This window comes from Micromonospora sp. RP3T (assembly GCF_003027925.1).
Lineage (GTDB): Bacteria > Actinomycetota > Actinomycetes > Mycobacteriales > Micromonosporaceae > Micromonospora.
In genome coordinates this window covers 222,929-248,576 of the sequence record NZ_PYPS01000005.1, presented here as the reverse complement: position 1 = coordinate 248,576, position 25,648 = coordinate 222,929, and the positions used below count along the sequence as shown (strand labels likewise).

22 protein-coding genes and 1 other RNA gene are annotated in these 25,648 nt (G+C 73.3%); 6 read left to right on the top strand and 17 right to left on the bottom strand.

Annotated elements, in window-relative coordinates:
- Nucleotides 1–468 precede the first annotated feature (468 nt).
- Complete coding sequence (locus tag C8054_RS06910; protein WP_233219517.1) at nucleotides 469–858, top strand: hypothetical protein; 390 nt, start codon at nucleotides 469–471, stop codon at nucleotides 856–858.
- Between the two features lie 194 nt (nucleotides 859–1,052).
- On the opposite strand, the gene rnpB is transcribed toward C8054_RS06910, so the two are convergent.
- Together rnpB and C8054_RS06900 are read right to left on the bottom strand one after the other, a co-directional pair.
- Nucleotides 1,053–1,461, bottom strand: an RNA gene (gene rnpB, locus C8054_RS06905) — RNase P RNA component class A.
- A 67-nt stretch (nucleotides 1,462–1,528) separates the two neighbouring features.
- Entirely contained in the window at nucleotides 1,529–2,503 is a 975-nt protein-coding gene (locus C8054_RS06900) for a serine hydrolase (protein WP_107155876.1), read from the bottom strand.
- A 113-nt stretch (nucleotides 2,504–2,616) separates the two neighbouring features.
- On the opposite strand from C8054_RS06900, the gene C8054_RS06895 reads away from it, so the two are divergent.
- On the top strand, nucleotides 2,617–3,378 hold the full coding sequence (locus C8054_RS06895; RefSeq protein ID WP_107155875.1) for a sulfite exporter TauE/SafE family protein: 762 nt from the start codon (nucleotides 2,617–2,619) through the stop codon (nucleotides 3,376–3,378).
- 7 nt (nucleotides 3,379–3,385) lie between these two features.
- Here the strand turns inward: C8054_RS06895 and C8054_RS06890 are convergent, their stop codons facing one another.
- Entirely contained in the window at nucleotides 3,386–4,609 is a 1,224-nt protein-coding gene (locus C8054_RS06890) for an MFS transporter (protein WP_107155874.1), read from the bottom strand.
- Nucleotides 4,610–4,665: 56 nt separating this feature from the next.
- Here C8054_RS06890 and C8054_RS06885 point away from each other — a divergent pair, with 56 nt between their 5' ends.
- Entirely contained in the window at nucleotides 4,666–5,133 is a 468-nt protein-coding gene (locus tag C8054_RS06885; RefSeq protein WP_107155873.1) for a MarR family winged helix-turn-helix transcriptional regulator, read from the top strand.
- A 61-nt stretch (nucleotides 5,134–5,194) separates the two neighbouring features.
- Here the strand turns inward: C8054_RS06885 and mctP are convergent, their stop codons facing one another.
- From mctP to C8054_RS06850, 7 genes are all read right to left on the bottom strand, one after another.
- Nucleotides 5,195–6,838: a monocarboxylate uptake permease MctP gene (gene mctP, locus C8054_RS06880; RefSeq protein WP_107155872.1), complete on the bottom strand. Its 1,644-nt coding sequence runs from the start codon at nucleotides 6,836–6,838 to the stop codon at nucleotides 5,195–5,197.
- A complete protein-coding gene (locus C8054_RS06875) occupies nucleotides 6,838–7,083 on the bottom strand; it encodes a DUF3311 domain-containing protein (RefSeq protein WP_107155871.1) in 246 nt (81 codons plus the stop codon). Before C8054_RS06875 ends, mctP begins: the two co-directional genes overlap by 1 nt.
- 133 nt (nucleotides 7,084–7,216) lie before the next feature.
- Nucleotides 7,217–8,428, bottom strand: a complete 1,212-nt coding sequence (locus tag C8054_RS06870; RefSeq protein ID WP_107155870.1) for a bifunctional RNase H/acid phosphatase — start codon at nucleotides 8,426–8,428, stop codon at nucleotides 7,217–7,219.
- 5 nt (nucleotides 8,429–8,433) lie between these two features.
- Nucleotides 8,434–9,171 carry a zinc ribbon domain-containing protein gene (locus C8054_RS06865; RefSeq protein WP_107155869.1) on the bottom strand — a complete coding sequence of 246 codons (738 nt, stop codon included), beginning with the start codon at nucleotides 9,169–9,171 and terminating at the stop codon, nucleotides 8,434–8,436.
- Nucleotides 9,168–10,034 carry a Nif3-like dinuclear metal center hexameric protein gene (locus tag C8054_RS06860; RefSeq protein WP_107155900.1) on the bottom strand — a complete coding sequence of 289 codons (867 nt, stop codon included), beginning with the start codon at nucleotides 10,032–10,034 and terminating at the stop codon, nucleotides 9,168–9,170. Before C8054_RS06860 ends, C8054_RS06865 begins: the two co-directional genes overlap by 4 nt.
- Nucleotides 10,035–10,136: 102 nt before the next feature.
- A complete protein-coding gene (locus C8054_RS06855; RefSeq protein ID WP_107155868.1) occupies nucleotides 10,137–10,712 on the bottom strand; it encodes a flavoprotein in 576 nt (191 codons plus the stop codon).
- Nucleotides 10,713–10,728: 16 nt separating this feature from the next.
- Nucleotides 10,729–11,958, bottom strand: coding sequence for a helix-turn-helix domain-containing protein (locus C8054_RS06850; protein WP_107155867.1), 1,230 nt, complete (start codon nucleotides 11,956–11,958; stop codon nucleotides 10,729–10,731).
- A gap of 216 nt (nucleotides 11,959–12,174) precedes the next feature.
- Between C8054_RS06850 and C8054_RS06845 the strand changes: the two genes are divergently transcribed.
- The gene (locus C8054_RS06845) at nucleotides 12,175–12,846 is read left to right on the top strand and encodes a bifunctional DNA primase/polymerase (protein WP_107155866.1); all 672 of its coding nucleotides are present in this window, start codon (nucleotides 12,175–12,177) and stop codon (nucleotides 12,844–12,846) included.
- Between the two features lie 401 nt (nucleotides 12,847–13,247).
- Here the strand turns inward: C8054_RS06845 and C8054_RS06835 are convergent, their stop codons facing one another.
- Genes C8054_RS06835 through C8054_RS06815 form a run of 5 tightly spaced genes read right to left on the bottom strand, consistent with a single transcriptional unit; the run spans nucleotide 13,248 to nucleotide 19,554 of the window.
- Nucleotides 13,248–13,973 carry an FAD:protein FMN transferase gene (locus C8054_RS06835; protein ID WP_107155899.1) on the bottom strand — a complete coding sequence of 242 codons (726 nt, stop codon included), beginning with the start codon at nucleotides 13,971–13,973 and terminating at the stop codon, nucleotides 13,248–13,250.
- 50 nt (nucleotides 13,974–14,023) lie between these two features.
- A complete protein-coding gene (locus C8054_RS06830; RefSeq protein WP_107155865.1) occupies nucleotides 14,024–14,620 on the bottom strand; it encodes an FMN-binding protein in 597 nt (198 codons plus the stop codon).
- Between the two features lie 13 nt (nucleotides 14,621–14,633).
- A complete protein-coding gene (locus C8054_RS06825; protein ID WP_107155864.1) occupies nucleotides 14,634–16,049 on the bottom strand; it encodes a ferric reductase-like transmembrane domain-containing protein in 1,416 nt (471 codons plus the stop codon).
- Nucleotides 16,046–17,419 carry a DUF1501 domain-containing protein gene (locus C8054_RS06820; protein ID WP_233219523.1) on the bottom strand — a complete coding sequence of 458 codons (1,374 nt, stop codon included), beginning with the start codon at nucleotides 17,417–17,419 and terminating at the stop codon, nucleotides 16,046–16,048. Before C8054_RS06820 ends, C8054_RS06825 begins: the two co-directional genes overlap by 4 nt.
- Nucleotides 17,420–17,433: 14 nt before the next feature.
- A complete protein-coding gene (locus C8054_RS06815; RefSeq protein ID WP_107155862.1) occupies nucleotides 17,434–19,554 on the bottom strand; it encodes a DUF1800 domain-containing protein in 2,121 nt (706 codons plus the stop codon).
- A 544-nt stretch (nucleotides 19,555–20,098) separates the two neighbouring features.
- On the opposite strand from C8054_RS06815, the gene C8054_RS06810 reads away from it, so the two are divergent.
- Nucleotides 20,099–20,356 carry a DUF3040 domain-containing protein gene (locus tag C8054_RS06810; RefSeq protein ID WP_107155861.1) on the top strand — a complete coding sequence of 86 codons (258 nt, stop codon included), beginning with the start codon at nucleotides 20,099–20,101 and terminating at the stop codon, nucleotides 20,354–20,356.
- A gap of 51 nt (nucleotides 20,357–20,407) precedes the next feature.
- On the opposite strand, the gene C8054_RS06805 is transcribed toward C8054_RS06810, so the two are convergent.
- Nucleotides 20,408–21,394, bottom strand: coding sequence for an SWIM zinc finger family protein (locus C8054_RS06805; RefSeq protein ID WP_107155860.1), 987 nt, complete (start codon nucleotides 21,392–21,394; stop codon nucleotides 20,408–20,410).
- Nucleotides 21,391–24,705 carry a DEAD/DEAH box helicase gene (locus C8054_RS06800; protein ID WP_107155859.1) on the bottom strand — a complete coding sequence of 1,105 codons (3,315 nt, stop codon included), beginning with the start codon at nucleotides 24,703–24,705 and terminating at the stop codon, nucleotides 21,391–21,393. Before C8054_RS06800 ends, C8054_RS06805 begins: the two co-directional genes overlap by 4 nt.
- Before the next feature lie 63 nt (nucleotides 24,706–24,768).
- Between C8054_RS06800 and C8054_RS06795 the strand changes: the two genes are divergently transcribed.
- Nucleotides 24,769–25,632: a carbohydrate kinase family protein gene (locus C8054_RS06795; protein WP_107155858.1), complete on the top strand. Its 864-nt coding sequence runs from the start codon at nucleotides 24,769–24,771 to the stop codon at nucleotides 25,630–25,632.
- Nucleotides 25,633–25,648: the final 16 nt, after the last annotated feature.

Below are 25,648 nucleotides of genomic sequence, written 5' to 3'. Positions count from 1 at the left end.
ACCAGCGCCAATCCCGGCCTCCCCGAGTCCCGACGCCCCGCGGAGACGTCGGGCTCAGAGTGCCGAAACGGACCACTGTCGCAGATCACCTGGCGGACGCGTGTCGCACATCAGCCGACGGAGGACACACAGCTTATCCATACTATTGCCGATTTCCTCTGTTCTGGATCAAGGCACCGCGCTCCGCGCGGTGCGGGGCGGCAAGCCCGGCCGGCGGCAAGCCGCCCCGGCCGCCTACGGCGCCGGGACGGTGAGCCACCGACAGCCGCCGGGAGGCCGCCCCCAACCTGGAGTAGGAACCAGCTCCAAGCCAGGCCGTGACGGAAGCCTGCGTGGCCACTCCGCGCGGTTGGCCGGGGCTTCCGCCTGGCGCGCCAGTCCAACCCCGGGACTGGCTTGCCACCGGATCACCGGGTCACCGATCGCGTTCCGCAGCCGTAAGCTCGTGGTCGTCGAGGAGGTTGCCGGGTGACCGTCTGGTGGAGCGCCACGTCTCCGACGTCAGGAAAGTTCGCTCCGGTGGAGCGGTCAGACTTCGCCGGCCTCACCGAGCGGTTCGACGAGCTGCGTGCTCAGGGGCGCGGGTACCTCGAAGTAAGGGGCACCGCCGTGTTTCCCGTGCTGACGCTCGGGTTTGCGGGTTCTGCGGCGGTCGTCCATCTGGTGACGAACGAGGACGCCATGTCCCTCCTGGCCGCCGATGAGCCGGCGGACACAGATGCGGCAGTGGTGGTGCTGGACGACCTGGTCGACTTCACCGCGGACTTCGTTCTCAACCTCGACCGCGCCTGGCAGGTTGTCGAGGAGTTCGTCCGCACGGGTGATCCTCGTCGGGCGGGAGAGTGGCGCGAGTTGTAGCGGCGCCCATGGCAGATCGCTCCCGCGCGTTGCCCGCAGTACGAGGCTTACTGAGTCGGCGCTCGGGGCGTCTCCAGGGCGTCAGGGCGTCGTCAGGGCGTCAAACGCCGGCCAAAGTTGACCAACGACGACCATCGACGCCCGGACATAGAACCAGCTCAGAGCCTTGATCAGGTCTCTGAGCTGGTGGGCGACGGACGAGTCGACCTGTACGCCGGATTCTGTGCCCGGCACGCCCGTAGGCGCGCCGGCGGCGGCCATCCATCTAGGCCTGCCGTCGCCGGCAGGCTCCAGCGGCCTACCCGCAGACATCGGGCGGGCAGCCCTCAAGCGTCTGCGCGGGTCGTCATCTTGCGGTGACGGCCCTTTCTTGGCCTTGCTCCGGGTGGGGTTTACCGAGCCACCCCGGTCACCCGGGGTGCTGGTGGGCTCTTACCCCACCGTTTCACCCTTACCGTCCCGTGACGGGCCGGCGGTCTGTTTTCTGTGGCACTGTCCCGCGGGTCACCCCGGGTTGCCGTTAGCAACCACCCTGCCCTGTGGAGTCCGGACGTTCCTCGGCGGCGGGCCAGGGCCCGCCGACGCGACCGCCCGGTCGACTCGTCCGTCGCGCCCCCATCCTAACGACGTGCCCGCCGCGCCCATTTCCGCCCCGACGCGTTGCGGTGCCTCACCCGCCCTCGGCGAGGATGACCTGTTCCAGCAGTGCGAGCGGGGTCCGCCACTGCTCGGGGTCGTCGTAGTTGCCGGCGGTGACGGCCACGCTGAGGTCCAGGTCGGGCAGGACGTAGAGGCGCTGACCGCCGTTGCCCATCGCCGCCACCAGCTCGTGACCCGCGACGGAGTCGAGGTACCAGTGGTAGCCGTACCGCGCGCCCCATTCGGTCTCCAGACGCGGCTGGAGCATCGTGCGGAGCCAGTCGGCCGGGACGAGCGGGCGGCCGTGCCACACTCCCTCGCGCAGCAGCAGCTCGCCCAACCGGGCCAGGTCGCGGGGTGTGAGTCGCAGCCCGGACGCGGCGGAGGCCACTCCGTCCGGGCCGGCCAGCCACTCGTGCCGGTCGATACCCAGCGGGCCGAACAGCGTCGCCTGCGCGTATTCCGGCAGGGGCTGGCCGGTGCCGTCGGCGATCAGCCGGCCGAGCAGGGCGGTGGCGCCACCGCAGTATGCCCATCGGGTGCCGGGCGGCTCGACGACGGGCCGTTCCAGGATGTAGCGGTACCGGTCCGGGGCCAGCTCCATCGCGATCTCGGCGTTGGCGGGGCTGTCGTACGGCAGGTCCTCGCGCCATTCCAGCCCGAGCGACATTGTCAGCGCGTGCTCGACGGTGAGCTGGGCACGCGCGGGATCGGCCGCCAGGTCGGGATAGCGCGGGAAGTGCGGCAGCAGCGGCTCGGTCGGCGCCGGGACCAGCCCGTTGCCCAGCGCGATGCCGTACAGCAGCGCGGTCACGCTCTTGGTGACCGAGCGGATGTCGTGCAGCGTCCCGGGCCCGAACTCCACGACGCCCAGCGAACGCCCCCAGGTGAAGTCCTCGCCGACGCCGTGGTGTGCCAACACGATCTCGTCGCCGCGCACCGCCACGACGGCGTGCAGGCCGTCGAGTTGGCCGGCGCGCAGCGCGTGGTCCAGTCTGTCCCGCATCGATGCCTCCCCGTGCCCCCGGCACGCCTGGTTATACCGGAATCCGGGCCGCACAGTGGTCCCCGCGACTCGTACCCGGACAGCCGGACCCGGCCGTACTAGCCTCGGGGATCATGGACCTCTCCGACGTCGCGCTGCTGCTTGTCGCCGGTCTGGCCGCGGGCACGGTGAACGCGGTCGCCGGCGGCGGCTCGCTGATCACGTTCCCGGCACTGATCGCGACCGGGCTGCCTCCGGTGGCGGCCAACGTGTCGAACTCGGTGGCGGTCTTCCCGGGGTACGTGGCGAGCGTGGTGGGCAGCCGGGCGGATCTGCCGCGAGGTCGGGCGTTGTGGTCGTTGCTGCCCACCGTGGCGGTCGGCACGGCGTTGGGCTGTGTACTGCTGCTGGCCACGCCGGCGCGCGCGTTCGAGGTGGTGGTGCCGTTCCTGGTGCTCGGCGCGACCGCGATCCTCGCGTTCCAGGATCCGCTGCGCCGGCTGGTGGGCCATCCGTCGCGGTTGAGCCCGCGCCGCCGTACCGTCACCGTGCAGACCATGGTCCTGGTCGGCACGGTGTACGGCGGCTACTTCGGTGCGGCGCTCGGGGTGATGCTGGTGGCCGGGCTGGCCCTGGTGCTGGACGCCACGCTGGCCCGGGTGACGGCGGTGAAGAACCTTCTCTCGGCCATGGTGGGGCTGACCACGCTGGTGATTTTCGCGTTGTTCGGCCCGGTGCAGTGGGTGGCCGTCGCGGTGGTGGCGCCGGCCACCATCGCCGGGGGGTACGCGGGCGCCCGGCTGGCCCGCCGGCTCCCGGCGGTGGTGCTGAAGACGGTCATCGTGCTGTTCGGCACCGCGATCGGCCTCTACCTGCTGTGGCGGGCGCTGACCTGACGATCGGTCAGTACGCCTCCCCGACCGGCTCCTCCGGGGCGTGTTCGGCGGCGCGGGCGGCCCGGTTCCAGATCACCCGTTCGCCGTAGCCGGCGGCCATCAGGTGACCGAACGCGAGGTAGACCAGCACGCCGACGGCGAGCACCCCGAAGCCGACCCAGAACGGCAGCGCCAGGCCGTGTTCGGCGAGCTTGCCGGAGATGATCGGCGCGGGCGCGGCGGCGCCCCAGCGGACCAGGTTGAACGCGCCGGTAGCGATGCGCCGGTCGGCGGAGCCGAGGCCGAGTGCCAGGTCGGTCAGGTTGGCGTTGGCCAGGCCCATGAACAGGCCGGCGACGACCAGCACGACGAGCGACATGGCGGTGCCGGTGGAGGTGGCGAACAGCACCATGCAGACCAGCAGGCCTCCGATGGCCACGCCGACGGTCTGCACCGCGCCGATGCGGTGGGCGAGCCGGTGGCCGATCAGCAGGATGCCGGCGGCCAGGCCGAGGCCCCAGCCGGTGAACGCGAGGCCCAGTGGGATGACGTCGAGGCGCAGGAACAGCGGCGTGTAGCCGAGCACCACGAAGAACACGAAGTTGTACGCGGCGGTGACCACGCAGAGCGTGATGAACGCCGGTTTGCGGTAGGTGGCGAAGATCTGGCCGACGCGTACCGGGGCCTGCTTGTTCGTGGGTTCGCGGAGCTTGCGGGCGGCGACGCCGAGCGCGAGCACCATGAACACGCCGCAGACGAAGAACGGCAGCCGCCAGCTGACCTCGCCGAGCAGGCCGCCGATGAGCGGGCCGACGGCGAAGCCGAGGCCGAGCGCGGTCTCGAAGAGGCCGACCACCCATTCCCGGTCGTTGGCGAGGTTGACCAGCACCACCATGGCGGTGGCGAAGAACATCGCGTTGCCCAGTCCCCAGACGCCGCGCAGCACGGAGAGTTGGACGATGTCGTTGCTGAACGAGGCGAGCATGGCGGCCAGGCCGACCACCGAGACACCGGTGATGAGTACGGGTTTGAAGCCGAACTTCCCGCTGGCCAGCGTGGCCGGGATCATGCCGACGGCCATCACCGCGATGTACGCGGTGAAGAGCAGTTCGACCTGCCAGGCGGTGACGCCGATGGCGTCGCCGATGGCGGGCAGGATGGGGTCGACCACCGCGATGCCGGCGATGGCGAGGAACGCCACGAGCGTGGTGGCGTAGATGGCACTGCGGTTGGGTTCGGATCGCCGATCCACTCCGCAACCTCCCAGATAGCTGTATCGTACAGGTAATTTTCTTGTATCATACAGCTATGAGCGACGACGACCACGCGAAGGAAGTCACACTCGGCCGCATCGAGACCGAGGTCGCCCTGCTGATGCGGCTGGGCGAGGCCACCCGGCGCGGCACCGGCACCATGGAGCACCGGCTGCTCGACCGCGCGGCGTACGTGATCCTGCGGCACCTCGACGACGCCGGCCCGCAGAACGTCTCGGCGCTCGCCGCCCGGCTGAACCTGGACGGCTCCACTGTCACCCGGCAGGTCTCCGCGCTCCAGCGCGACGGCCTGATCGCGCGTACCCCCGACCCGGCCGACGGGCGCGGCACGGTGATCACCGCAACGCCGGCCGGGCTCCAACGGATGGCGGCCGTGCGGGCCGCGCGGACCCGGCTCTACGGCGAGATGCTGTCCTCCTGGTCCGACGACGACCGGGACACGCTCGCGGAGCTGCTGCACCGCCTCAACGAGGCGCTGGACGCGCGCAACCGTCGCCGCTGACGGTGGCTTGTTAAGCGGGGCCCCCTGTTATGCAGAATGCGTTAACAGGGGGCCCCTCCTTCTATGCCACCGGCTCGGGCGCGGGGTCGGCGGCGGCCGTCGCGCGCGGCGTGCCCTCGTCGGCGAAGTAGTCGTCCGGCGTGGTGCCGTCCGGGCCTTCGGCCACCTTCGCGGCCCGCAGCACCAGCGTGCCCAGCGCGGCCACGACCAGGTTCACCAGCACCGCCACGATCCCCACGTAGATCGTCTTCTTGGTGTCGAAGCCGAACTCGGAGAGCGGGAACGCCGAGCCGGCGAAGTGCTTCTTCCCGGTCGCCGGGTTGCCGATCTGGTAGAGCATCCACATGCCCAGGCCCATGCCGGCCACCCAGCCGGCGATCAGCGCGCCCCGGTGGAACCAGCGGGTGTAGAGGCCCAGCGCCACCGCCGGCAGCGTCTGGAGGATGATCACGCCGCCGATGAGCTGGAGGTCGATGGAGAACTGCGGGTCGAGGAAGACGATGCAGGCCACCGCGCCGACCTTCACCACCAGCGAGGTGATCTTCGAGACGTTCGCCTCCTGCGCCGGCGTCGCGTCCCGCTTCAGGTACTCCTTGTAGATGTTGCGGGTGAACAGGTTCGCCGCCGCGATCGACATGATCGCCGCCGGCACCAGCGCCCCGATGCCGATGGCCGCGTACGCGACGCCGGCGAACCAGTCCGGGAACTGCTGGTCGAACAGCAGCGGCACCACGGTGTTCCCGTCCACGCTGCCCGCCTTCGCGCCGGGCAGCGGCTTCACGTTCGCGGCGATGGCCATGTAGCCGAGCAGCGCGATCAACCCGAGCAGCAGGCTGTACGCCGGCAGCGCGGACATGTTCCGCTTGATCACGTCCCGGTTCCGGCTGGCCAGCACGCCGGTGATGCTGTGCGGGTAGAGGAACAGCGCCAGCGCCGAGCCGAACGCCAGCGTCACGTACTGGAGCTGGTTGTTGGCGTTGAGCAGGATGCCGTCGCCGGGTGCCGGGCTCGCCTGGAACTTCGCGTCGGCGGCATCGAAGATGCTGCCCCACCCGCCCAGCTTGTACGGCAGGTAGATCACCGCCACCAGGATCACGACGTAGATCAGCGAGTCCTTCACGAACGCGATGAGCGCCGGCGCGCGCAGCCCGGACTGGTAGGTGTAGGCGGCCAGGATCGCGAACGCGATGATGATCGGCAGGTGCCGGGCCACCGCGCTGTCCCCGGTGACGCCCATGGTCTTGAGCACCGCATCGATGCCGACGAGTTGCAACGCGATGTACGGCATGGTGGCGACGATGCCGGTGATGGCGACCAGCAGCGCCAGGATCGGCGAGCCGAACCGGTTGCGGACGAAGTCGGCCGGGGTGACGAAGCCGTGCCGGTGCGACACTGACCAGAGCCGGCACAGCACCAGGAACACCAGCGGATAGATCACGATCGTGTACGGCACGGCGAAGAAACCGGCCGCGCCGGCCCCGAAGATCAGCGCCGGCACCGCCACGAACGTGTACGCGGTGTAGAGGTCACCGCCGACCAGGAACCAGGTGATCCAGCCGCCGAAGCTGCGCCCGCCCAGCCCCCACTCGTCGAGATGGGCCATGTCCCGGGGTCGGCGCCACCGGGCGGCCACGAATCCCATGGCGCTGACCAGCAGGAACAGCACGGAAAAGACGATGATCTCGGTGAGGTGGTCACGCCACATCAGTGGTCACCCCGCTTCTTCCTGGTCATCCGGTAGACCAGCGTGGTGGTGCCCACGCCCAGCAGGATCCAGGCCAGCTGCAGCCAGTAGAAGCGCGGGAACCCGAACAGCCGGGGCGAGTCGGCGTTGAAGAAGGCCGGGATCAGCGGCACCACGATCGGGATGAAGAGCAGCCAGTTCCAGGGGCTCTTGTCCTTCGCCCGGGAACGCGCCGTGTCCAGCGCCTCCGGTTCCGGTGTGGCCATTGACAACCTCCGGGAAGTCGTAGCGGGCCAGGTGACGGCCGGAGGCTACGACCCGGTGAGCCCGGTCACATTCGACAGGCGGACGTCGATGCGCCGAACGGCCGCCCGGCTGCGCCGAACGGCCGACTCCCGGTCAGAGGTCGGTGAGGTGGGCGGTGTCGTTGACCGAGCGGACCGCGACGCCGCCGTCCGGGTACAGGTCGAGCACCGAGACGCCCGCGGTGTCCAGGTAGAGCCGGTGCAGGAACGCGTCACCGGCGGCCAGCGCGTCGCGCAGCACCAGCTTGATCGGCGAGACGTGCGAGACCACCACCACGGTCTCCCCCGGGTACGCCGACCGCAGCCGGTCCACCGCCCGGCCGGTGCGTTCCGCCACCTCGGCGAACGACTCCCCCGCCGGCGGCGCGACCCGGGTGGAGGCGAGCCAGGCGTCCAACTCGCCCGCCCAGCCGTCCCGCACCTCGGCGAACGTACGCCCCTCCCAGACCCCGAAGTCGCACTCGATCAGGTCGTCGTCGGTGCGTACCGGCGGGTTGCCGACCAGCGCGGCGACCGCCCTGGCGGTGGCCGTACACCGGGACAGCGGTGAGCTGACCACGGCCGCGACGGACGGCGCCAGCGCGGCCACCCGCGCGGCGGTGGCCCGGGCCTGGGCCCGGCCCCGCGCGGTCAGCGGCACGTCGCCGCGACCGGAGTACTGCTTCTGCACGGTGCGGTCGGTCTCCCCGTGCCGCACCAGGATCAACCGGGTGCCCTCCTCGGTCGGGCGCGGTTCCCAGGAGGCCGGCGTGGTGGCCGGGTCGGTGCCGGTGGCCTTCGCGGTGGCGGCGCGGGCGGCCACCTCGCGGGCGGCGGCCCGGGCCGCCGAGTCGGGGCCGGCGACCTCGCGCGGCGGCTGGGCGGCACGCGGCGCCGCCGCCGTCGGGGCACGACCGGCGGCGGCGTCCATGGCGGCGTTGGCCAGCGCGTCGGCGTGCTTGTTGCGCTCCCGGGGAATCCAGGTGAACCGGACGGCGGTGAACCGGCCGACCAGCCCGGCGGCCTGGGCGGCCAGCGGGCGCAGCCCGGGGTGCTTGATCTGCCAGCGGCCGCACATCTGCTCGACCACCAGCTTGGAGTCCATCCGCGCCTCGACCTCGGCCGCGCCCAGCTCGGCGGCGGCCTCCAGCCCGGCGATCAGGCCCCGGTACTCCGCCACGTTGTTCGTCGCCGTGCCGATTCCCGCCGAGCGTTCGGCCAGCACCTCACCGGTCTCCGGGTCCCGGACCACCGCGCCGTAGCCGGCCGGGCCCGGGTTGCCCCGGGAACCGCCGTCGGCCTCGATCACGACCGCGCGTACCGCCACGGCGGCTACAGCCCCGACTCGTTGGTCCGGACCATGATCCGGCGGCACTCCTCGCAGCGGACCACGTCGTCCGGGTCCGACTTGCGGATCCGGGCCAGGTCAGCGCCGGAGAGGTCCAGCCGGCAGCCGCCGCAGCGACCGCCGGTGAGCAGCGCGGCGCCCAACCCGGTGTCCTCGCGGATCTTGTCGTAGAGCGTGACCAGGTCCGCCGGCAGGTCACCGGCGAGCGGCTGGCGGGAGGTGCGCTTGAACTCCTCCTCCTTGGCGATCTCGGCGAGCGCGTCGTCGCGGCGCTGCTCGGTCGCGGCCCGGCGCTCCCGGGCCTCGGCGATCCGGCTCTCGATGCCGTCCAGCACGCCCTGCGCGGTCTCCCGCTGCTCCATCAGCTCCAGCTCGGCGTCCTCCAGGTCGCTCTGCCGGCGGTTCAGCGAGACCAGCTCGTGCTGGAGCGCCTCCAGTTCCCGGGCCGGACCGCTGCCCGAGGCCAGCCGGGCCTCGTCCTTGCTCTTGCGCGCGCGCACCTGGTCGACATCCTTCTCCAACCGGGCGATGTCCCGGTCCAGGTCGTCGACGGCCACCTGGGCGCGGACCCGCTCGTCCTCCAACGCCGACAGCTCGCGCGCGAGCGCCTCCAGCTCGGCCCGTTCCGGCAGGCTCCGGCGGCGGTGCGCCAACTGGGCGAGCGTGGTGTCGATCGCCTGGAGGTCGAGCAGGCGACGCTGCACCTTCGGGTCAGCCTTCACGGTCGGGGCTCCTTGTCGTCCGGTCGGGGCGCGGCGGCGTGCACGGTCCAGGGGTCGGTGTCCAGGTCGGACACCACGGTCTCGACGCCGAGGTCGTCGGCCAGGTGGGCGGCCAGGTCGTCCAGCCAGGGCCGTTCGGTCGCCCAGTGGGCGGCGTCCAGCAGGGCCGGGCCCCCGGCGGCGAGGTGCTCGCCGGCCGGATGGTGGCGCAGGTCCGCGGTGAGGAACGCGTCCACCCCGGCCGCCGCCGCCTCGGCCAGGAAGGCGTCCCCCGAGCCGCCGCTGACGGCGAGGGTACGAACCATACGCCCGGGATCCCCGGCGGCGCGAACGCCCCAGGCGGTGGCCGGGAGCACGTCGGCGGCCAGCCGGGTCAGCTCGGCCAGCGTGACCGGCGTGGGCAGCTCGCCGATGCGGCCGATGCCCCGGCCGGGCGCGTCGGCCGGTGAGCCGGGGCGGGGCCGGTGCAGCGGACGCAGCCCGGTCAGCCCGAACCGGGCGGCGAGCGCGTCGGACACACCGGGGTCGGCCACGTCGGCGTTGGTGTGCGCCACGTACAGGGCGACGTCGGCCTTGATCAGCCGGTGCACGATCCGGCCCTTGAACGTGGTGGCGGCCACCGAGGAGACGCCGCGCAGCAGCAGCGGGTGGTGCGCGACGATCATGTCGGCGCCGGCGGCGAGCGCCTCGTCCACCGTCTCCGGGACCACGTCGACCACGCAGGCGACCCGGCGGACCCGCTGGTCGGGCTCGCCCACCACCAGGCCGACCCGGTCCCACTCCTCCGCCCAGGCGGACGGGTAGCGGCGGTCCAGGGCGGCCACCACGTCGGCGACCGTGGGCGGCGATCCGGTTGTGCTCACGGCCGGCCAGCTTACCGGCCGTCCGGCGGTTTCCACGCCCACGGCGTTGAGCGGGGCCCGCTGCACCACCGAATGCGTTGACAAGGGGCCCGTGCTTACACCTCAGGCGGCCAACGGACGGGCCGCGCCGCGCAGGGCGGCCAGGCCGGCCTCCCAGGGGAAGGCGTCCAGGTGCTGCTCGCCGGTCCCGGGCGGGTGCAGGCGTACGACGTGGTCGCCGAAGACCACCCGGACGCCCCACTCGGCGAGCCGGTTCAGGCTGGCCCGGAACGCCGGGTGCCCGGCCATCGCCACGTTCGTGAACGGGACCGCCGCGATCGGCACGCCGAGCCCCTGCGCCTCGATCAACAGGCCGAGCGCGAGCGTGTCGGTGATGCCCGCCGCCCACTTGTTGACCGTGTTGACAGTCGCCGGGCAGACCAGCATGGCGTCCGCGGGGGGCAGCACGTCCTGGTCACCCGGGTTCTTGTAGTGCGTACGGACCGGGTGGCCGGTCTGCCGGGCCAACGCCGTCCGGTCGACGAACTTCGCGCCGTCCGGCGTGGTGACCACGCAGACCGTCCAGCCGTCGGACCGGGCGAGGTCGACCAGCCGGCCGACGTGACGGGCCAGCGGCGAACCGCAGGCGATGACGTAGAGCACCCCACGGCGCCCGTCGCTGCTGTGCGGACCGCTCATCGGCCCCGGCCCGCGCTCATACTCCGACTCCCATGTGCTCAGCCAACTCCGCAATCGGCGGTGGTGGCGCACCACGTGTGCGACGGAGCACGTCCGACATCAGTTCGTGGGCGATGGGCCGGCACCGGATCTCGGAGGGCGCGAGCCGGTCGCCCTGCAACAGCATGTCGCCGGCGTTGGCGACGTCGCCGATCTGGGCGTACCCCCGGGCCAGGTCGAGCAGGTGGTGCGCGCGCCGCTCCGGCAGGAGCGCGTTGAACGCCGCGGTGGGCAGCCGCTGGTGGGTCTCCACCGCCCGGCCGCCGTCGCCCAACTCGACCGCCGCGGCGGCGCGGTGCAGCTCCAGGTTGGTCGGGCCGAACGACGTCCAGTAGTGGTTGTGGTCGGCGCCGAGCAGGACGGCCGCCTCGGCGGCGCCGCTGATCAGGTCGTCCACGGTCGCCGAGTCGCCGATCCGGGCGGCGGCCATGGCGCCCTGGAGCAGCAGCGAGCCGTAGACCGAGAGACGCTCCGGCCGGGCCTCGGTGTCGCTGCCGGGGGCGAGCCGGTCGGCGATCCGCACGTTGAGTTCGAGCGCGGGGCGGGGGCGGCCCATCGCGACGAGCGCGTTGCAGACCCGGGTGGTGGCGATGCCGGCGAGCAGCGGGTCGTCGGCCCGCTGGGCGACCGCCATCGACCGGTCGGCGGCCAGCCAGGCCAGGTTGCACTCGCCCAGCTTGCGCAGCACCGAGGAGGCGATCTGGTAGACCTGCCCGAGCAGGTGGGCGGCCTCCCGGCCCTGGTCGTCGCCGCCGTAGACGGCGTCCGCCGCCTGGGCGTCGCGCAGCAGCTTGGGCAGCGCCCGGGTGAGCATGCCGTAGCGGCCGTACTGGTAGGTGAGCCAGGCGTGGTTGACCGCCTTGCGCATGTCGGCGAGCGGTGGCGGGTACGGCGCCGCGTCGAAGTAGGCGCTCATCGAGTCGTAGCGCTCCAGGGCGGAGCGGATCTCCTCCACCTCGACCTGGTCGATGCAGTTGAGCGCGTCGCTGCGGCGCTCCGGGTCCTTGCCGTGCAGCAGTTGCACGTCGATCTGGAGGATGTCGGCGATCTCGTAGAGCACGGAGAACTTGTCCAACCGGCGGACCCCGCGCTCCACCTTGTCCACCCAGCTCTTGGACTTGCCGAGCCGGTCGGCGAAGACCTGTTGGGACATCTTGCGACGGCTCCGCCAGTACGCCACCCGCCGGCCTATGGGTAGTTCGTCCATCCCCACTCCCTCCCCCTGTCGGCGCCGGCCAGTCACCGCACGTTCACCAGATTTGCCCTGGTCGCACAGGTTGTACGTCAGCCGTCCAGCCAGTTCTCATAGTTTTCGTGCAAGTTGCACCGGCCATTCGTCAGGTCAACGATCCCGGGTTACGGCAGTGACGGTTCTCGACGCGTGGCGGTGGACGATTCGGTGGGGCGAGAGGGGATGGCACACATGTGGGGGAACGTCCGACCGCGCGTCGCTCACCTGTCGCCGCTGGAGCGGGTCCGGCTGCGACGGGTCGCGATCCGGTACGCGCTGCACGGCTGGCCGGTCACGCCCGGCGCCTGCCTCGCCAACAGCCGCTTCGTCTGCGGCCGGGCCGGCTGCCCCACGGTGGGCTGCCACCCCGCGCTGGAGGAGTGGGACCACGCGGCCAGCGCCGACCCGGCCCGGGTGGCCACCTGGTGGCGCAGCCGCCCGCACGGGGTGCTGCTGCCCACCGGGCGCGCGTTCGACGTGCTGGAGGTCGCCGCCCACCTGGGCCGGCAGGTGCTGGAGACGGTCGCCGCCCACCCGGCCGGCTTCGGCGTACGGGGGCCGGTTCTGGTCACCCCGACCGGCCGCTGGATGTTCCTGGTCCGCCCCGGCGACCCGCTGCGACCGGAGCTGGAGCACTGCTTCCACGTGGTGCGGCACGGCCCCGGCTCGTGGATCCCGGCCCCGCCCACCCGACTGCCCGAGGGCGCGGTGCGCTGGGCGGTCGCCCCGGAACAGGCCCGCTGGCAGCTCCCCGACTCCTACCTGGTGCAGAACGCGCTGATCGCGGCGTTGCGGGCAGCCGGCGTCACGCTCACCCCGGAGCTGTTCCCCGGTCACCTCCCGCTGCCCCGCCGGGGTCGCTGACCCGACAGGTCGACTGCCCGACTGTCGCCGAGAGCGACCTCCCCGCCACCGGGCTCGTTGAGCCGGGCGAGGGCGCATCCGCGCCAGAGCGGGGGTTGAGGATGTCCAGGGACGACGCGGCCCGCCACACCGGCGGCACCGAACCACCACCGCACCACCGCCGCCGCCCGCACCTGTGGGCCTTCACCCGCCCCCGCGGCGCCCGCCCTCCGGGTGCCCGCCCCCCAGGCTCCCGCCCCGCCATCCTCCACCGCCCTCTCCGCTGACCCGCGCCCCCGTTGCCCCTCTTCGCACTGTCCCCCTTCGCACTGTCCCCCTTCGCGCTGTTTCACGGAAAGAGTGCCTGTGCGCGGCCGGATAGGCACTCTTTCCGTGAAACAGCGCATCCGGCGGGCCGGGGGTCAGGAGGTTGCGGGCAGGGCGTGGGAACGGAGGAGACGGGCGTCGTCCGTCACCACGGCGTGCCGCCAGGGCGCGGGCAGCCGGTCCAACCAGGCGATGCCGGGCTCGCCCATGGCCACCGCCGCCGTGGCGTACGCGTCCGCCACGCCCAGGTCGGGGCCGACCACGGTGACCGAGCGCAGGCCGGCCGCCGGCGTGCCCCGGCGCGGGTCGACCACGTGGTGGCCGCGCTCGTAGACACCGGAGGTGGCGACCGCCAGGTCGGTGCCGGTCAGCACCAGACAGGTGGCCGCCGGGTCCCACGGATGCCGCACCCCGACCCGCCACGGCTCGCCGGTCGGGCCGTGCCCCCGGACCCGGACGTCGCCGCCGGCGTTCAGGCAGTGGTTCGGGGCGCCGGCCGCCACCAGGCGGTCCGAGGCGACCTGCGCCGCCCACCCCTTCACGTAGCCGGACGGGTCCAGCCGCCCGGTGGCGTACGCGTCGAAGAAGCCGTCCGTGGCCGTCCACAGGTCGGCGCAGCGCGCCAGCACCGCCCGCAGGTCGGCGGAGGCGTCGACCGCCCGCAGCTCGCCCCGGTCCAGCCGGCACACCTCGCTGTCGTCCCGGTACGTGCTGAACCGGGCGTCCACCTCGCGCAGCCAGTCGAACGTGCGCTCGGCCAGCTCGTGCGACGTGGCGGCGGGCAGGTCGTCGGCCAGGTCGAGGCTGATCGCCGTACCCATGATCTGCTCGACCCGACGCAGGCCGGGCCGGCCGGCGGCGGCCAACCGCGTCACGCCTTGTCGAGGGCGGACTGCAACGACTGCTTGTACGCGGTGCTGGTGTACGTGGCGCCGGAGACGGTGTTCAGGTTGGCGCTCTGCTTCGCCACCACCTCGCCCGAGCTGCCGCTGTAGCGGGCCTGCACGTCGTCGGCGCGCTGCCCCTCCTGGCCGCCGACCGGCATGTCCAGCCCGGTCGCGTCGACGATACGGCTGCCGCTCAGCGTGATCTGCACCCGCAGCGACCCGTACCGATAGGTGACGGTCGGCCCGGTGACCGTCCGCGTGGTGGGCTTCGGCGCCTTCGTGGTGGTCTTCGGCGCGGCCGGGGCGGTCCGGGGCCGGGTGCTGGTCCGGGTCGCCGGGGTCCGGTCGGCGGAGGGCTTCGCGCTCGGCTTCGCCGAGGTGCTGGGCGCCGCCGACGGTGTCACGCCGGCCGCGGTGGGCGGCGGGGCGTCGGGTGCGGGCGAGCCGCCCGGCGCGACCGGAGCCGACGCGGCCGGCACGTCACCGGCGGTGGCCTGCCCGGCGCCGGGGCCGCCCTTGAGGACCACCAGCGCGGTGGTGCCGGCGGCCAGTCCGGTGATCGCGATCAGCGCGCGACGCATGGTGGATGCCTTCCTACAGCTCGAACGCGGTGAGGTGGATCTGGCGGCGGGGCACGCCGGCGGCCCGCAGCACCCGCACGGTCTCGTCGACCAGGCCTCCCGGCCCGCACAGGTAGACGTCACGGCGGGTCAGGTCGGGCACCAGGTGGCGCAGCCCCTCCGGGTTCATCACCTGGCGGGGCCCGGGGTCGTCGCGGCGGCCGATGACGTACCAGACCGAGGTCTGCCGGGCCTGGGCGAGCCAGTCCAGCTCCCGGTGCAGCAGCACGTCGGCCGGGGTACGCGCGCGGTAGATCAGCGCCGCGCCGGGCGGCAGCTCCTCCAGCATGGCCCGCAGCGGCGCGATGCCGCTGCCACCGGCGATGAGCAGCGCCCGCTCCCGGGTGCGGTGCGCGGCGGTGAACGTGCCGGACGGGCCCTCCGCCCACACCCGGGTGCCCGGGGTGAGGTCGCGCAGGTCGGCGGTGTGCCCGCCGACCACCTTCACGGTGAGCCGCAGCCAGCGGCCGTTGGCCGCCGCCGAGACCGAGAACGGGTGCGACTGCCACCAGCCGCCGGGGTTGAGGAAGCGCCAGCGGAAGTACTGGCCGCCGAGCATGTCGATCTGGTTGAGCCGCTGCCCGGTCAGATAGACCGAGACGGTGTCCGGGCTCTCCGCCACCACGTCGGCCACCCGCAGCTTGTGCCGCAGGTTGAACACCAGCGGCGCGATGATCCGGCCCCACGCCAGCGCGGCCACCACCAGCAGGTACGCGGCGATCCAGCCGGTACGCACCGGCCCCGGCTCGTAGAGCTGGGCGCCGTTGCTGAACTGGTGCGCGTAGCCGAGCAGCAGGGTGAGATAGCTGGTCAGGTGCAGCGCGTACCAGAGTTCGTAGGGCAGCCGGCGGCGGATGCCGCGGACCGCGGTGAACCCGACCACCACCATGATCCCGGCGGCCACGAACGCGGAGAGCATGTCGTCGTAGTCGGTGAGCAGCGCGCCGACCTCGCCGAACACCGAGTTGCGCTCCTGCCGGGCGTAGCCCACCAGCAGCAGCGCGGTATGCGTGAGCACCGCCACCAGCAGCGTCGCGCCGAGGTCCCGGTGCAGCCGGGAGATCCGCTCGCCGCCCAGCACCCGTTCCAGCACGCCGAGCCGGCTCATCGCCAGCACCTGCACCAGCAGCAGGTAGCCGGCGATCAGGCCGGTGATCCGGCCACCGGCGGTGAGCAGGTCGGCGGTGTCGGCCAGCGAGCCGGCCGGGGTGGCCAGCCACCACGGCAGGACCGCGAGGACCAGACCGAGCCAGAACGCCGCCGCGAGCGCCCGCCGGCCGCCGGGCCCGCGACGCGGCCGGCCCGGTGGTACGGGAGCAGCCGGACGGCCGCCGTACGGGGCGGAGTGCCCGGTACGACGGCCGGCGGCGTCGGTGTGCTGATACGTCACGCGTACATCTTGATCGGGGTGAACTTCTGCCGGGGGAAGACCTTGTCCACCTGGGCGGCGGTCAGGCCGAAGCGGCCCTGCGCCACCGACCCGTAGACGTTGAACATGTTGTTGTACTCCGGCACGTCGCCGCTGTCCAACTTGTCCAGGCCGTTCCAGGTGCCCAGCAGCGAGCCGGCGAGCTTGCGCCCGGACAGCACGGTGACCACGCCGCCGTGCCCGTGGTCGGTGCCGCCGCTGTTCGAGGCGACCCGCCGGCCGAACTCGCTGGACACCATGACCGTCACGTCCGCGGCCTTGTCACCCAGGTCGGTGAAGAACGCGGCCATCGCGTTGGCCAGCTCGTTGAGCCGCCGCCAGAGCTGGCCGCCCTCGCTGGTGCCCTGGTTCTCGTGGGTGTCGTAGCCGCCCATGCCGACGGTCGCCACCCGCACGTTCGCCCCGCCCTTGATGAGCTGGGCGAGCTGCTGGAACGCGTTCCCGACGCCCTCGTACTTGACGCCGGCCGCGGCGGCGTACGGCTTGGCGGCGAGCTTCTGGGCGGTGGACAGCGCGCCCATGCCCTCGATGACCGCCTCCTCCACCGGGTGGTTGATGCCGGTGAACAGGCCGCGGATCGCCTTCTCGGTGGCCGCGCGGTACTTGTCGTCGCCGTTGAGCCGCAGCTCACCGACGTTGTTGAGGGAGATCGCGCCGTTCACGCCGACGAGCGAGCGGGGCAGCGTGCTGCCGATCCCGACGCTGCGGAACGCGGTGCCCTTGCCGAGCGTGTCGACCAGGCTGTCCAGCCAGCCCCGGCCACCGGTCTCACCGGGCAGGCCACCCAGGTTGCAGGCGTCGGCGGCCTGGAAGTGGCTGCGGGACAGCCGCGGGTCCGACACGGCCGGCACGAAGCCGAGCTGGCCGGCCTTGAGCCACTTCTCCAGCGGGGCGAACGCGCTGGTCAGCTTGAAGCCGCGGGCCAGGGCCAGCGAGTCGTTGCCGAGCAGCAGGTCGGGGCGGGACTTGCCGAGCACCGGGTCGTTCGCCGGGGCGACCAGGCTCAGGCCGTCCAGCCCGCCGTAGAGGAAGACGTGGATCAGCGTGCCGGTCTTGGTCGCCGCGAACGACGCCGAGGTGGTCACGAACTGCGCGGTCGCCAGCGCGGTCGCGGTGGCCGCCGCGCCGGCCACGAAGGTACGCCGGGTGACGCCCCGGCCGTCCTGCTGGGCCTCCTCGACCTCCTCCAGCCGGCGGTACCGGTCGGCCTCGGCCGCGTTCTCGGCCGCGACGATGTCCGCCTCGGCGCGCAGCAGCGCCTCGGTCGGGTTGTCGGCCAGTCGCCGCACGTCGGGGCATTCGGGGTGCAGGGGGTACGGGTTCACGGTCATCTCCATCGAATGCCTCACCGGAGGTGGTGCTGGGGGGACGCGAGGATCGTCCGCGCGACCGCGGCGATGGCCCCGTTGAAGGTGGCGTCGACCTTGGCGCCCTCGGACACCCCGGCCACGGCGAGCACGAGCTTCTTCTCCTTGGCGCTGAGCTTCTGGTGCACGAGCTTCTGCGCCAACGCGTCCACGTACGCCCCGGCGGTCGTCGGCGGCTTCGCCACCAACTTCTCCGGCTTCGCGTAGGTGAACTGCTTGCGCCAGCCGCCGAGCAGGTCGCCGGCCTCGTTCCAGCCGTCGACCATGGTGCCGGCCGAGGTCCAGGCCAGGTAGACGTCGGCGTAGCCGTCCGGCGTGGGCTTGCCCATCGGGTACTGGCCCAGCTCGCGCATCTTGTCCTGGATCTGCCGCAGGCCCTGGGCGAACGGCGTACGCCGCTGGTCGCCCTCGAACCCGGCGGTCGCGTCCGGGCCCACGCCCAGCGACCGGTACGTGGCGACCAGGTACTCCATCGGGCGGCGGACCTTCTGGCCGACCGCGGCCCAGAACTCCGAGGAGCTGAACAGCGTGGCCAGCACCGGCCGGATGTTGCCCTTGTTGGTGGTGTACGCCTTCGCCAGCCGGTCCACGATCGACTTCGGCGGCGTGTCGGACACGAACCGGGTGGCCAGGTTCTGGGCCACGTACTTCGCGGTCGACGGGTGCAGCGCGATGTACCTGATGTACGAGTCGATCACCTTGTCGGCGACCTTCGGGTCGTTCGAGTTGTTGGCGTGGCTGAACCCGAGGATCTTCACCTTGCCGACGTAGTGCCGGTCGCCGAAGAACATGTACTTGCCGTCCGCGACGCCCCGCCCGGTCTGGAGCATGGCGGCCTGCCGCACGTCCTTCTCGGTGTAGCCGCCGTCGACGCCGACCGAGTACAGCTCGAGGTTCTCCCGGGCCAGGTTCTCGTTGATCGCGTCCTTGCGCGAGTCGACCTGGTTCAGGTAGAGCAGCAGCGACGGGTGCTTGTTCGCGGCGACCAGCATGTCCGGGTAGCTGCCCAGCGCGTACTTGCGGATGACGTCCTTGTCGAACGAGTTGCGGTACGTCTCGCCGCCGTCGAAGTCGGCGGCCACGTGCAGGAAGTCGTTCCAGAAGTCGACCATCACCTCGAAGAGCTGGCGGTCGGACCAGATCTGCCGGGCGATGGTGGCGTCCACCGTCTCCCGGGCCGGGTCGACGCCGCGCTCGTTGAGCTGGTCGCGCTGCTCGCGGAGCTGGGTCGGGCTGAGCTTCAGCGAGGGCAGCTCGGCCAGCTTCAGCTCGGCCTTGGTCGGCGCGATCTTCTCCGGCTCGAGCTGCCGGCGCAGCCAGTCGTCGATGCCGAGCTTCTTGACCTCGGCCATCATCGTCGGCGTCGGGCCGAACGTGGTCCGGCTCAGCAGGTGCCGGATCGGGTCCTTGGCGAGCACCGTCTTCACGGTCACCTGGGTCGCCGCCGCGGCCGCCGCCGGGCTGCCGAAGATCCGGCCGCCGGTCGGGGCGTTGCGCTTGAGCGCCGCCCCCGCCCGGGAGCCCATGTAGCTCTCGTTCTGCTCGGTGTAGGTCCGCACCGTGCTGGGCTGCTGGCCGCTGGGCCGCGCCTGGGTGCCGTCGGTGGTCACCGTGCCGGTGGCGTCACCGGCGGCCGGGCTGTCGGAGAAGATGCCGCGCAACTGCGGGGAGAGCGCGAAGGCCGCGCCGCCGGCGACCACCGCCGCGCCGCCGAGCGTGGCGAGGGCACGACGCCGGCCACGACTCGGGGCGTCGTCGGAGTCGTCGTCCAGGTTGGGCAGTCCCGGGCCGGCCGGCGGCGGGTACCCACCGGCGGGCTGGCCGTAGCCGGCGTGCGGCTCGGCGTAGCCGGACTGCGGCTGGGCGTAGCCGGGGTGCGGCTGGGGGTGACCCGCGCCGGGCGCGTGGCCGGCCGGGGCGAAGCCGTTCGGTCCGACCCACTGGGGGCCCGGGGCGGGCTGCGGCGCCGGGGCGGGGTGACCGCCGGCGTACGGGGCGGTGGCGCCCAGATCGCGGTACCCGTCCGGATGGGGGTGCTGGTATCCGTCCCAGCCGCGGTCGTCCCGAGGTCGACGCGGTGGCACGTTCAGGTCGGCCATGTAGCTATCCCGTTTTCTTCGAGCGCCGGCACGCCTGCCACCCGGGGGTTGGGTGGGAGGGGCGGCGACGGTTGCCGGAGAGTTGCTACGGGAAAGTAGCCAGGCCGGACCGGCTGCTCAAGGCGGCCCGGAGCGGCTCCTGAGCACACTTAAGACGGTGCTCAGGCCCGGCGCGGGGCACTCGGCGTCGCCCCCTCCCCCCGGCACCCCCCGGAGCAGGGCCGACTCACCCGCCAACCGCCCGGACGCGAGGTTTCGCCCGCCATCGGGCCCTCACCCCCCGTTCACCCCCACAGGCAAACTTAAGGCACCGCTAAGCCTCCCCTACCCCTCTCCCCCGCCCGCTCCGCTCACGCTTCCCCACCCTCCCGCCGCGCAGATTCCCGGAAAGAGGGGCCATTCCGCCTCGGATGACCACTCTTTCCGGGAAACCGGGCGCTCGTTGTCGCGGGGTGGCGGGAAACGAGCAGGGGCAGGGGGCGTGACGGGCGGGGAATCCGGGTAAGCCGCCGAACCGCTGAAGCCGTGAGGGGAAGGCATCGCCATGCTCAGCCAAGAGGATCAGCGCAGGTTCGAACAGATCACCCGTCAGCTGCGGGAGAGCGATCCGCGGTTCTTCGCCCGGTTGGACAACCGGATCAGGGGTCGCCGGGGCCGGTACCTGATGCTGTTGACGATCACGCTGTGGGCCTCGCTGCCGGCGATGACCGTGCTGGCCGGGCGGTTGGCCGGGGCGATCTGCGCCACGGTGCTGGTCGCCAACGCGGCCGTGATGTGGCGCTTCCGCCACCGCCTGCGGTGAACGTAAGGCCGGGCCCCCTGTTAACGCCTCCGGTAGAGGCGGGGCCCCTTCTTAACCGATCGGCGCCTCGCCGAAGACCTTGTACCCGCGGCGCAGCCGCTCGACCAGGCCCGGCCCACCGATCTCGGCGCCGGGTGGGCCGAGCTGCCGCAGCAGCAGCTCCGGGCCGGTGTCCAGGGTGGGCGGACGGTCAGGCAGCGCCACCGGTGAGAGCCAGAACCGGTCCAGCTCCACCGCCGGCTCGATCGGCGTCAACCCGGCCAGCACCCGCCCGGCGCCGGTCACCGACACCGTCGCCGCCCCGGCCGGTGGGTCCGCCGACCCGGCCGACGACGACATCGCCGTCCCGGCCGGCCGGTCCCTCGACCCGGCCGACGCCGCCGCTGCCGTCCCGACCGGCGGGTCCGCCGACCCGATCGACGACGCCGCCGTGTCGGGCCGGACTCCGCGTAGCGTCCGCAGCCGGTCCAGCAGATCGGCCCGGGACCGGCCGCGCCAGTGCAGCAGCCGGAACGGGTCCGCGTCGAACGCCTCGGCGAGCAGGTAGAACGTGGCCGCGAGGTGCTTGCACGGCACCGCGAAGTCGGGGCAGCCACAGCGCTGCGCCAGCTCGCCCACCTCGGCCGGGAACAGCGGCGCGCCCGCCGCGGCGAACAACTCCTCCAGCTCCGCCGGCAGATCACCGGCGAGCAGCCGGGCGCTGAAGAACGCCTGCCCGGCCAGCTCCGCCTCGACCCGACGCCAGACCTCCTCCGGGTACGCGGACAGCCCGATCCGCACCGGGTACGGAGCCGGCCGCGACCCCTGCACCTCGGCGGTGACGAGTCCGGGCGCGACGTCCAGCCGGAGCACCTGCCCCCGGCGCGCGTACGCCCGGCCCCGAGTGAGCCGGGAGCCGAGCGCGAACGACTCCAGCACCTCCAGGAACCGCCGCGACCACCAGGACCGCCCGATCGCGCCCCGGGTGCTGCGCGCCCGCAGCCCACCCTCGACCCGCAGCGGTGGCCCGTACTCGTCGAAGCGGGGACCCGTGCTCACTCCACCACCGCCCCGGCCTCCAGCGTGAACAGCTCCCGCAGCGTCTCGGTGGACAACTCGGTGACCCACTGCTCGCCGCTGCCCACCACCGACCGGGCCAGGTTCCGCTTGTCGTCGATCATCGCGGCCACCTTCTCCTCCACCGTGCCGGCGCAGACGAACTTGCGTACCTGCACGCGACGACGCTGGCCGATGCGGAACGCCCGGTCGGTGGCCTGGTCCTCGACCGCCGGGTTCCACCAGCGGTCCACGTGCACCACGTGGTTGGCGGCGGTCAGCGTGAGCCCGGTGCCGCCGGCCTTGAGCGAGAGCACGAACAGCGGCGGGCCGTCCGGCGACTGGAACCGGGTGACCAGGGCGTCCCGCTCGGCCTTGCCGACGCCGCCGTGCAGGAACAACACCTCCCGGGCGGTACGCGCCGACAGGTGCCCGCGCAGCATCCCGCCGAACTCGGCGTACTGGGTGAACAGCAGCGCCCTCTCGTCCGCCGCGAGCACCTCGTCGACGATCTCGTCGAGCCGTTCCAGCTTGCCGGAGCGACCGGCCAGCGCGGAGCCGTCGTGCAGCAACTGGGCGGGATGGTTGCAGACCTGCTTGAGCCGGGTCATGGTGGCCAGCACCAGCCCTCGGCGCTCGATCCCGTCACTGGACTCGATCTTCGCCATCATGTCGTCGACCACGGCCCGGTAGAGCGCGGCCTGCTCGGCGGTGAGGTTGCAGAGCACCTCCATCTCCAGCTTCTCCGGCAGGTCGGTGATGATCGACGGATCGGTCTTGAGCCGCCGCAGCACGAACGGACCGGTGACGCGGCGCAGCCGCTCGGCCACCTCGGCGTCGCCGTGCCGCTCGATCGGCTCGGCGAACCGCTTGCGGAACGTCGCGGCCGGGCCGAGCAGCCCCGGATTGGCGAACTGCATGATCGACCAGAGGTCCGCGAGCCGGTTCTCGACAGGCGTACCGGTGACTGCGACCCGGTGCCGCGCGGGCAGCGCCCGGACCGCCTCGGCCTGCCGGGTCGCGGCGTTCTTGATCGCCTGTGCCTCGTCCACCACCACCCGGTGCCAGTCCACGCCGGCCAGGTCGACGGCGTCCCGGGCGGCCACCGAGTAGGTGGTGAGCACCAGGTCCGCCTCCTGCACGGCGGCGCCGAACTCCTCGCCCCGGGTCCGCTCCGCGCCGTGGTGCACGTGCACGCGCAGGTCGGGCGCGAACGTCGCGGCCTCCCGCTGCCAGTTGCCGACCAGCGACATCGGGCACACCAGCAGCGTGGGTCCGGCCTGCGGCGGGTCGCCGGCGAGCAACGCGAGCAGCTGCACCGTCTTGCCCAGCCCCATGTCGTCGGCGAGGATCCCGCCCAGCCCCAACGACTGGAGGAAGGTCAGCCAGGCCAGGCCGCGCCGCTGGTACGGCCGCAGCGTCCCGACGAAGCCCGGTGGCGGGTCGGCCGGGGTGAGTCGACGCTCCGCCTCGCCGGCCAGCAGTTCGCCGAGCGCCCCGTCGGCGACCACGTCCAGCACCGGCAGCTCGCCACCGCCCTCCTCGCCGGCGAGCCCCATCCGCAGCAGGTCAGCCACGGTCAGCTCGCCGGAGGACCGCAGCAGGCGCAGCCCGGCCTCCAGCCGCTGCGGGTCCAGCTCGACCCAGCGACCGCGCAGCCGGACCAGCGGCGACTTCAGGTCGGCCAGCGATGCCAACTCCTCGGCGGTCAGCGGCTGGTCGCCGAGCGCCACCTCCCAGCGGTAGTCGACGAGCGCGTCCATCCCCAGCGTGCCGGCGGCGGTGGCCACCGCGCCCGGCGCGGTGCGGCTGCGCGCCCGCAGCCGGGCGCCGAGACGGGACGAGGAACGCCGCCACCAGGACGGCAGCAGCACCCCGAAACCGGCGGCGTGCAGCACCGGCGCCCCCTCGCGCAGGAACCGGTGCGCGCCCTCGGCGTCCAGTTCCATCCCCTCCGGCGCGGCGGTACGCAGCGCCGCGTCCACCTCCGGCCAGAGCCGGCTGGCCCGGCCCAGCTCCGCCAGCAGTGTCTCCTGCGGGTCGATGCCGCGCGCGGCGAGCGCGGGCACGGGCCGCTGCCAGATGTGCCCGGCGTCGACCACCAGCCCCGGCTCGTCGGTCGGGTGCAGGCCGAACTCCACCCGCCACGCGCCGCCCTCGACCAGTTCGGCGACCGGGTCGACGACCGGCTCGACCAGGCGGAACGTGGCCCGTACCGCGCCGCCGGCGGCGTCGCGCTGCCAGGCGTCCAGCTCGCGCCGCAACATCGCCAACGCGGTCGGCTCGGTGGTGAAGGCGCGCTCCGGGCCGGTGAGCGCGGCCAGCCAGCGCGGCACCGGACCACCGGGTCGCATGCCCCGGTGCAGCCGGGTGTCGGCCAGGGCCGCCCGGGCGGCGGCGTCGACGAGCGCGTCCAGCGCATCCGCCACCAGTTCGCCCGCCCCCACGCCCTCCGCCCGCCCGGCCACCGCGAACTGACCGGCCGCCCCGACCCGACCGGCCGCCGCGGGCTGGCCTGCCTGGCGCCGGTCGATCGCCGCGAGCGGGTGCACGGCGGTGCTGCTCGGCGGTGCCGGCCGGTGGGCGGCCGGCAGTGTGGGTGCGGTTGTCGTTGCCGGGGCGACGACAACCGCACCCGGCGGCGCCGGCTGCCACTCGCGGGCGGCGCGGGCCGCCGGGGGCAGGGCCAGCGCCAGGTCGCGGGCCCGGCCCGCGTCCGTACCGGTGAGCAGTGGCCGCCAGAGCGCCAGCGCGGTCGCCACGTCGGCCTCCGCCACCGTCCGGAGCCGTCGCCGGGCTCGCGCCGGGTGGTGAGAAGGGGCCCCTTCTCTACCGGAGGCGTTAAGCGGGGGCCCCTCCTTACCGCTCAGGCCGGGGAGCAGGCGGCCCCGGGTGACCAGGTCGGCGGCGAAGTCGGCCAGCTCGGCCAGGTGTCGCACGCTGGCCCCGACCGGGTCCGGCCGGGGCGCGCGCAGCAGCGCGTACGCGTCGTCCGGGGCGTACGCCAGGGCGGGGACCCGCCAACCGGCGCGGGTGACCGGGCCGCGGGCCGGCTCCCCGACGGCGGCCCGGACCAGCTCCGGCGAGTCCACCGGCGAGCCGGCGCGGGTGGGCAGGCCGAGCAGCACGGAGATCGGCTCACCCGGCGTCGGATCGAGCGCGGCGGCCAGCGTGGCGTGGTCGGCGGCGAACGGGTGCGGCCGTTCCCGGGGCGCACGGCCGGGCCGGCGCGGCGCGGTGGCCGGCAGCGTGCCGTCCTCGGCCCAGAGGGCGAGCCCCGCACCGGGCAGCCACAGCCCGTGGATGATCAGCACGCTCTCCCCCTCGCCGACGTCCGGGGCCAGGATAGGCGGCCCGGCGCGGATATCGTCGGCGCCATGGTCGACCTCCTCGTGATCGGCGGACTGGGCGTGGACGTACGCGCCCGGGTGCCCGCGCTGCCGTTGCCTGCCGCCGACTCGCTGACCGTGCCCCCGGTCGAGCTGCGGATCGGCAACACCGGGGCCGGGGTGGCGCTGGCCGCGCACGCGCTCGGCCTGCGGGTGACACTCGTCGACGTGCTGGGCGCCGATCCGGCCGGCGACGTGGTGCGGGCGGCGCTGGCGCGTACCTCGGTGCGGACCGTGCTGGTGGACGCGCCGGCCGGCACCCGCCGGTCGGTGAACCTGGTCGACCCGGCCGGCCGGCGGATGTCGTTGTACGACCCGCGCCCCTGGTCCGGCCCGGCGGCGCCGTTCGACGAGGCGGAGCTGGCCGCGCTGGTCGCCGGCGCGGCCCACACGCACGTGTCGATCATGGATTGGGCTCGGGACGCGCTGCCGACACTCCGCGGTGCCGCGTCCCTCTCCACCGATCTGCACGACTGGGACGGCGAGAACGACTACCACCGACCGTTCGCCGAGGCCGCCGGGCTGGTGTTCGTCAGCGACGTGAAACTGGGCGAGCGGGCCGGCAAGGCGGCGGCCGGGCTGGCGCCGCGCACGGTGCTGGTCACCGGCGGGGCGGCCGGCGCGACGCTGCACACCCCGGACGCGCCGCCGGCGCACGTGCCCGCCGTCACCCCACCGACGCCGGTGGTGGACACCAACGGCGCCGGGGACGCGTTCGCCGCCGGCCTGATCGCGGCCCGGCTGCGGGGTGCCGACCCGCTCGACGCGGCCCGCTACGCCGCCCGGGTGGCCGCCGCCGCGTGCACCCACGACGGGATGGAGTATCCGGACGGGCTGCTGCCCCGCGCGTGACGCCCGCGGGCCGGCG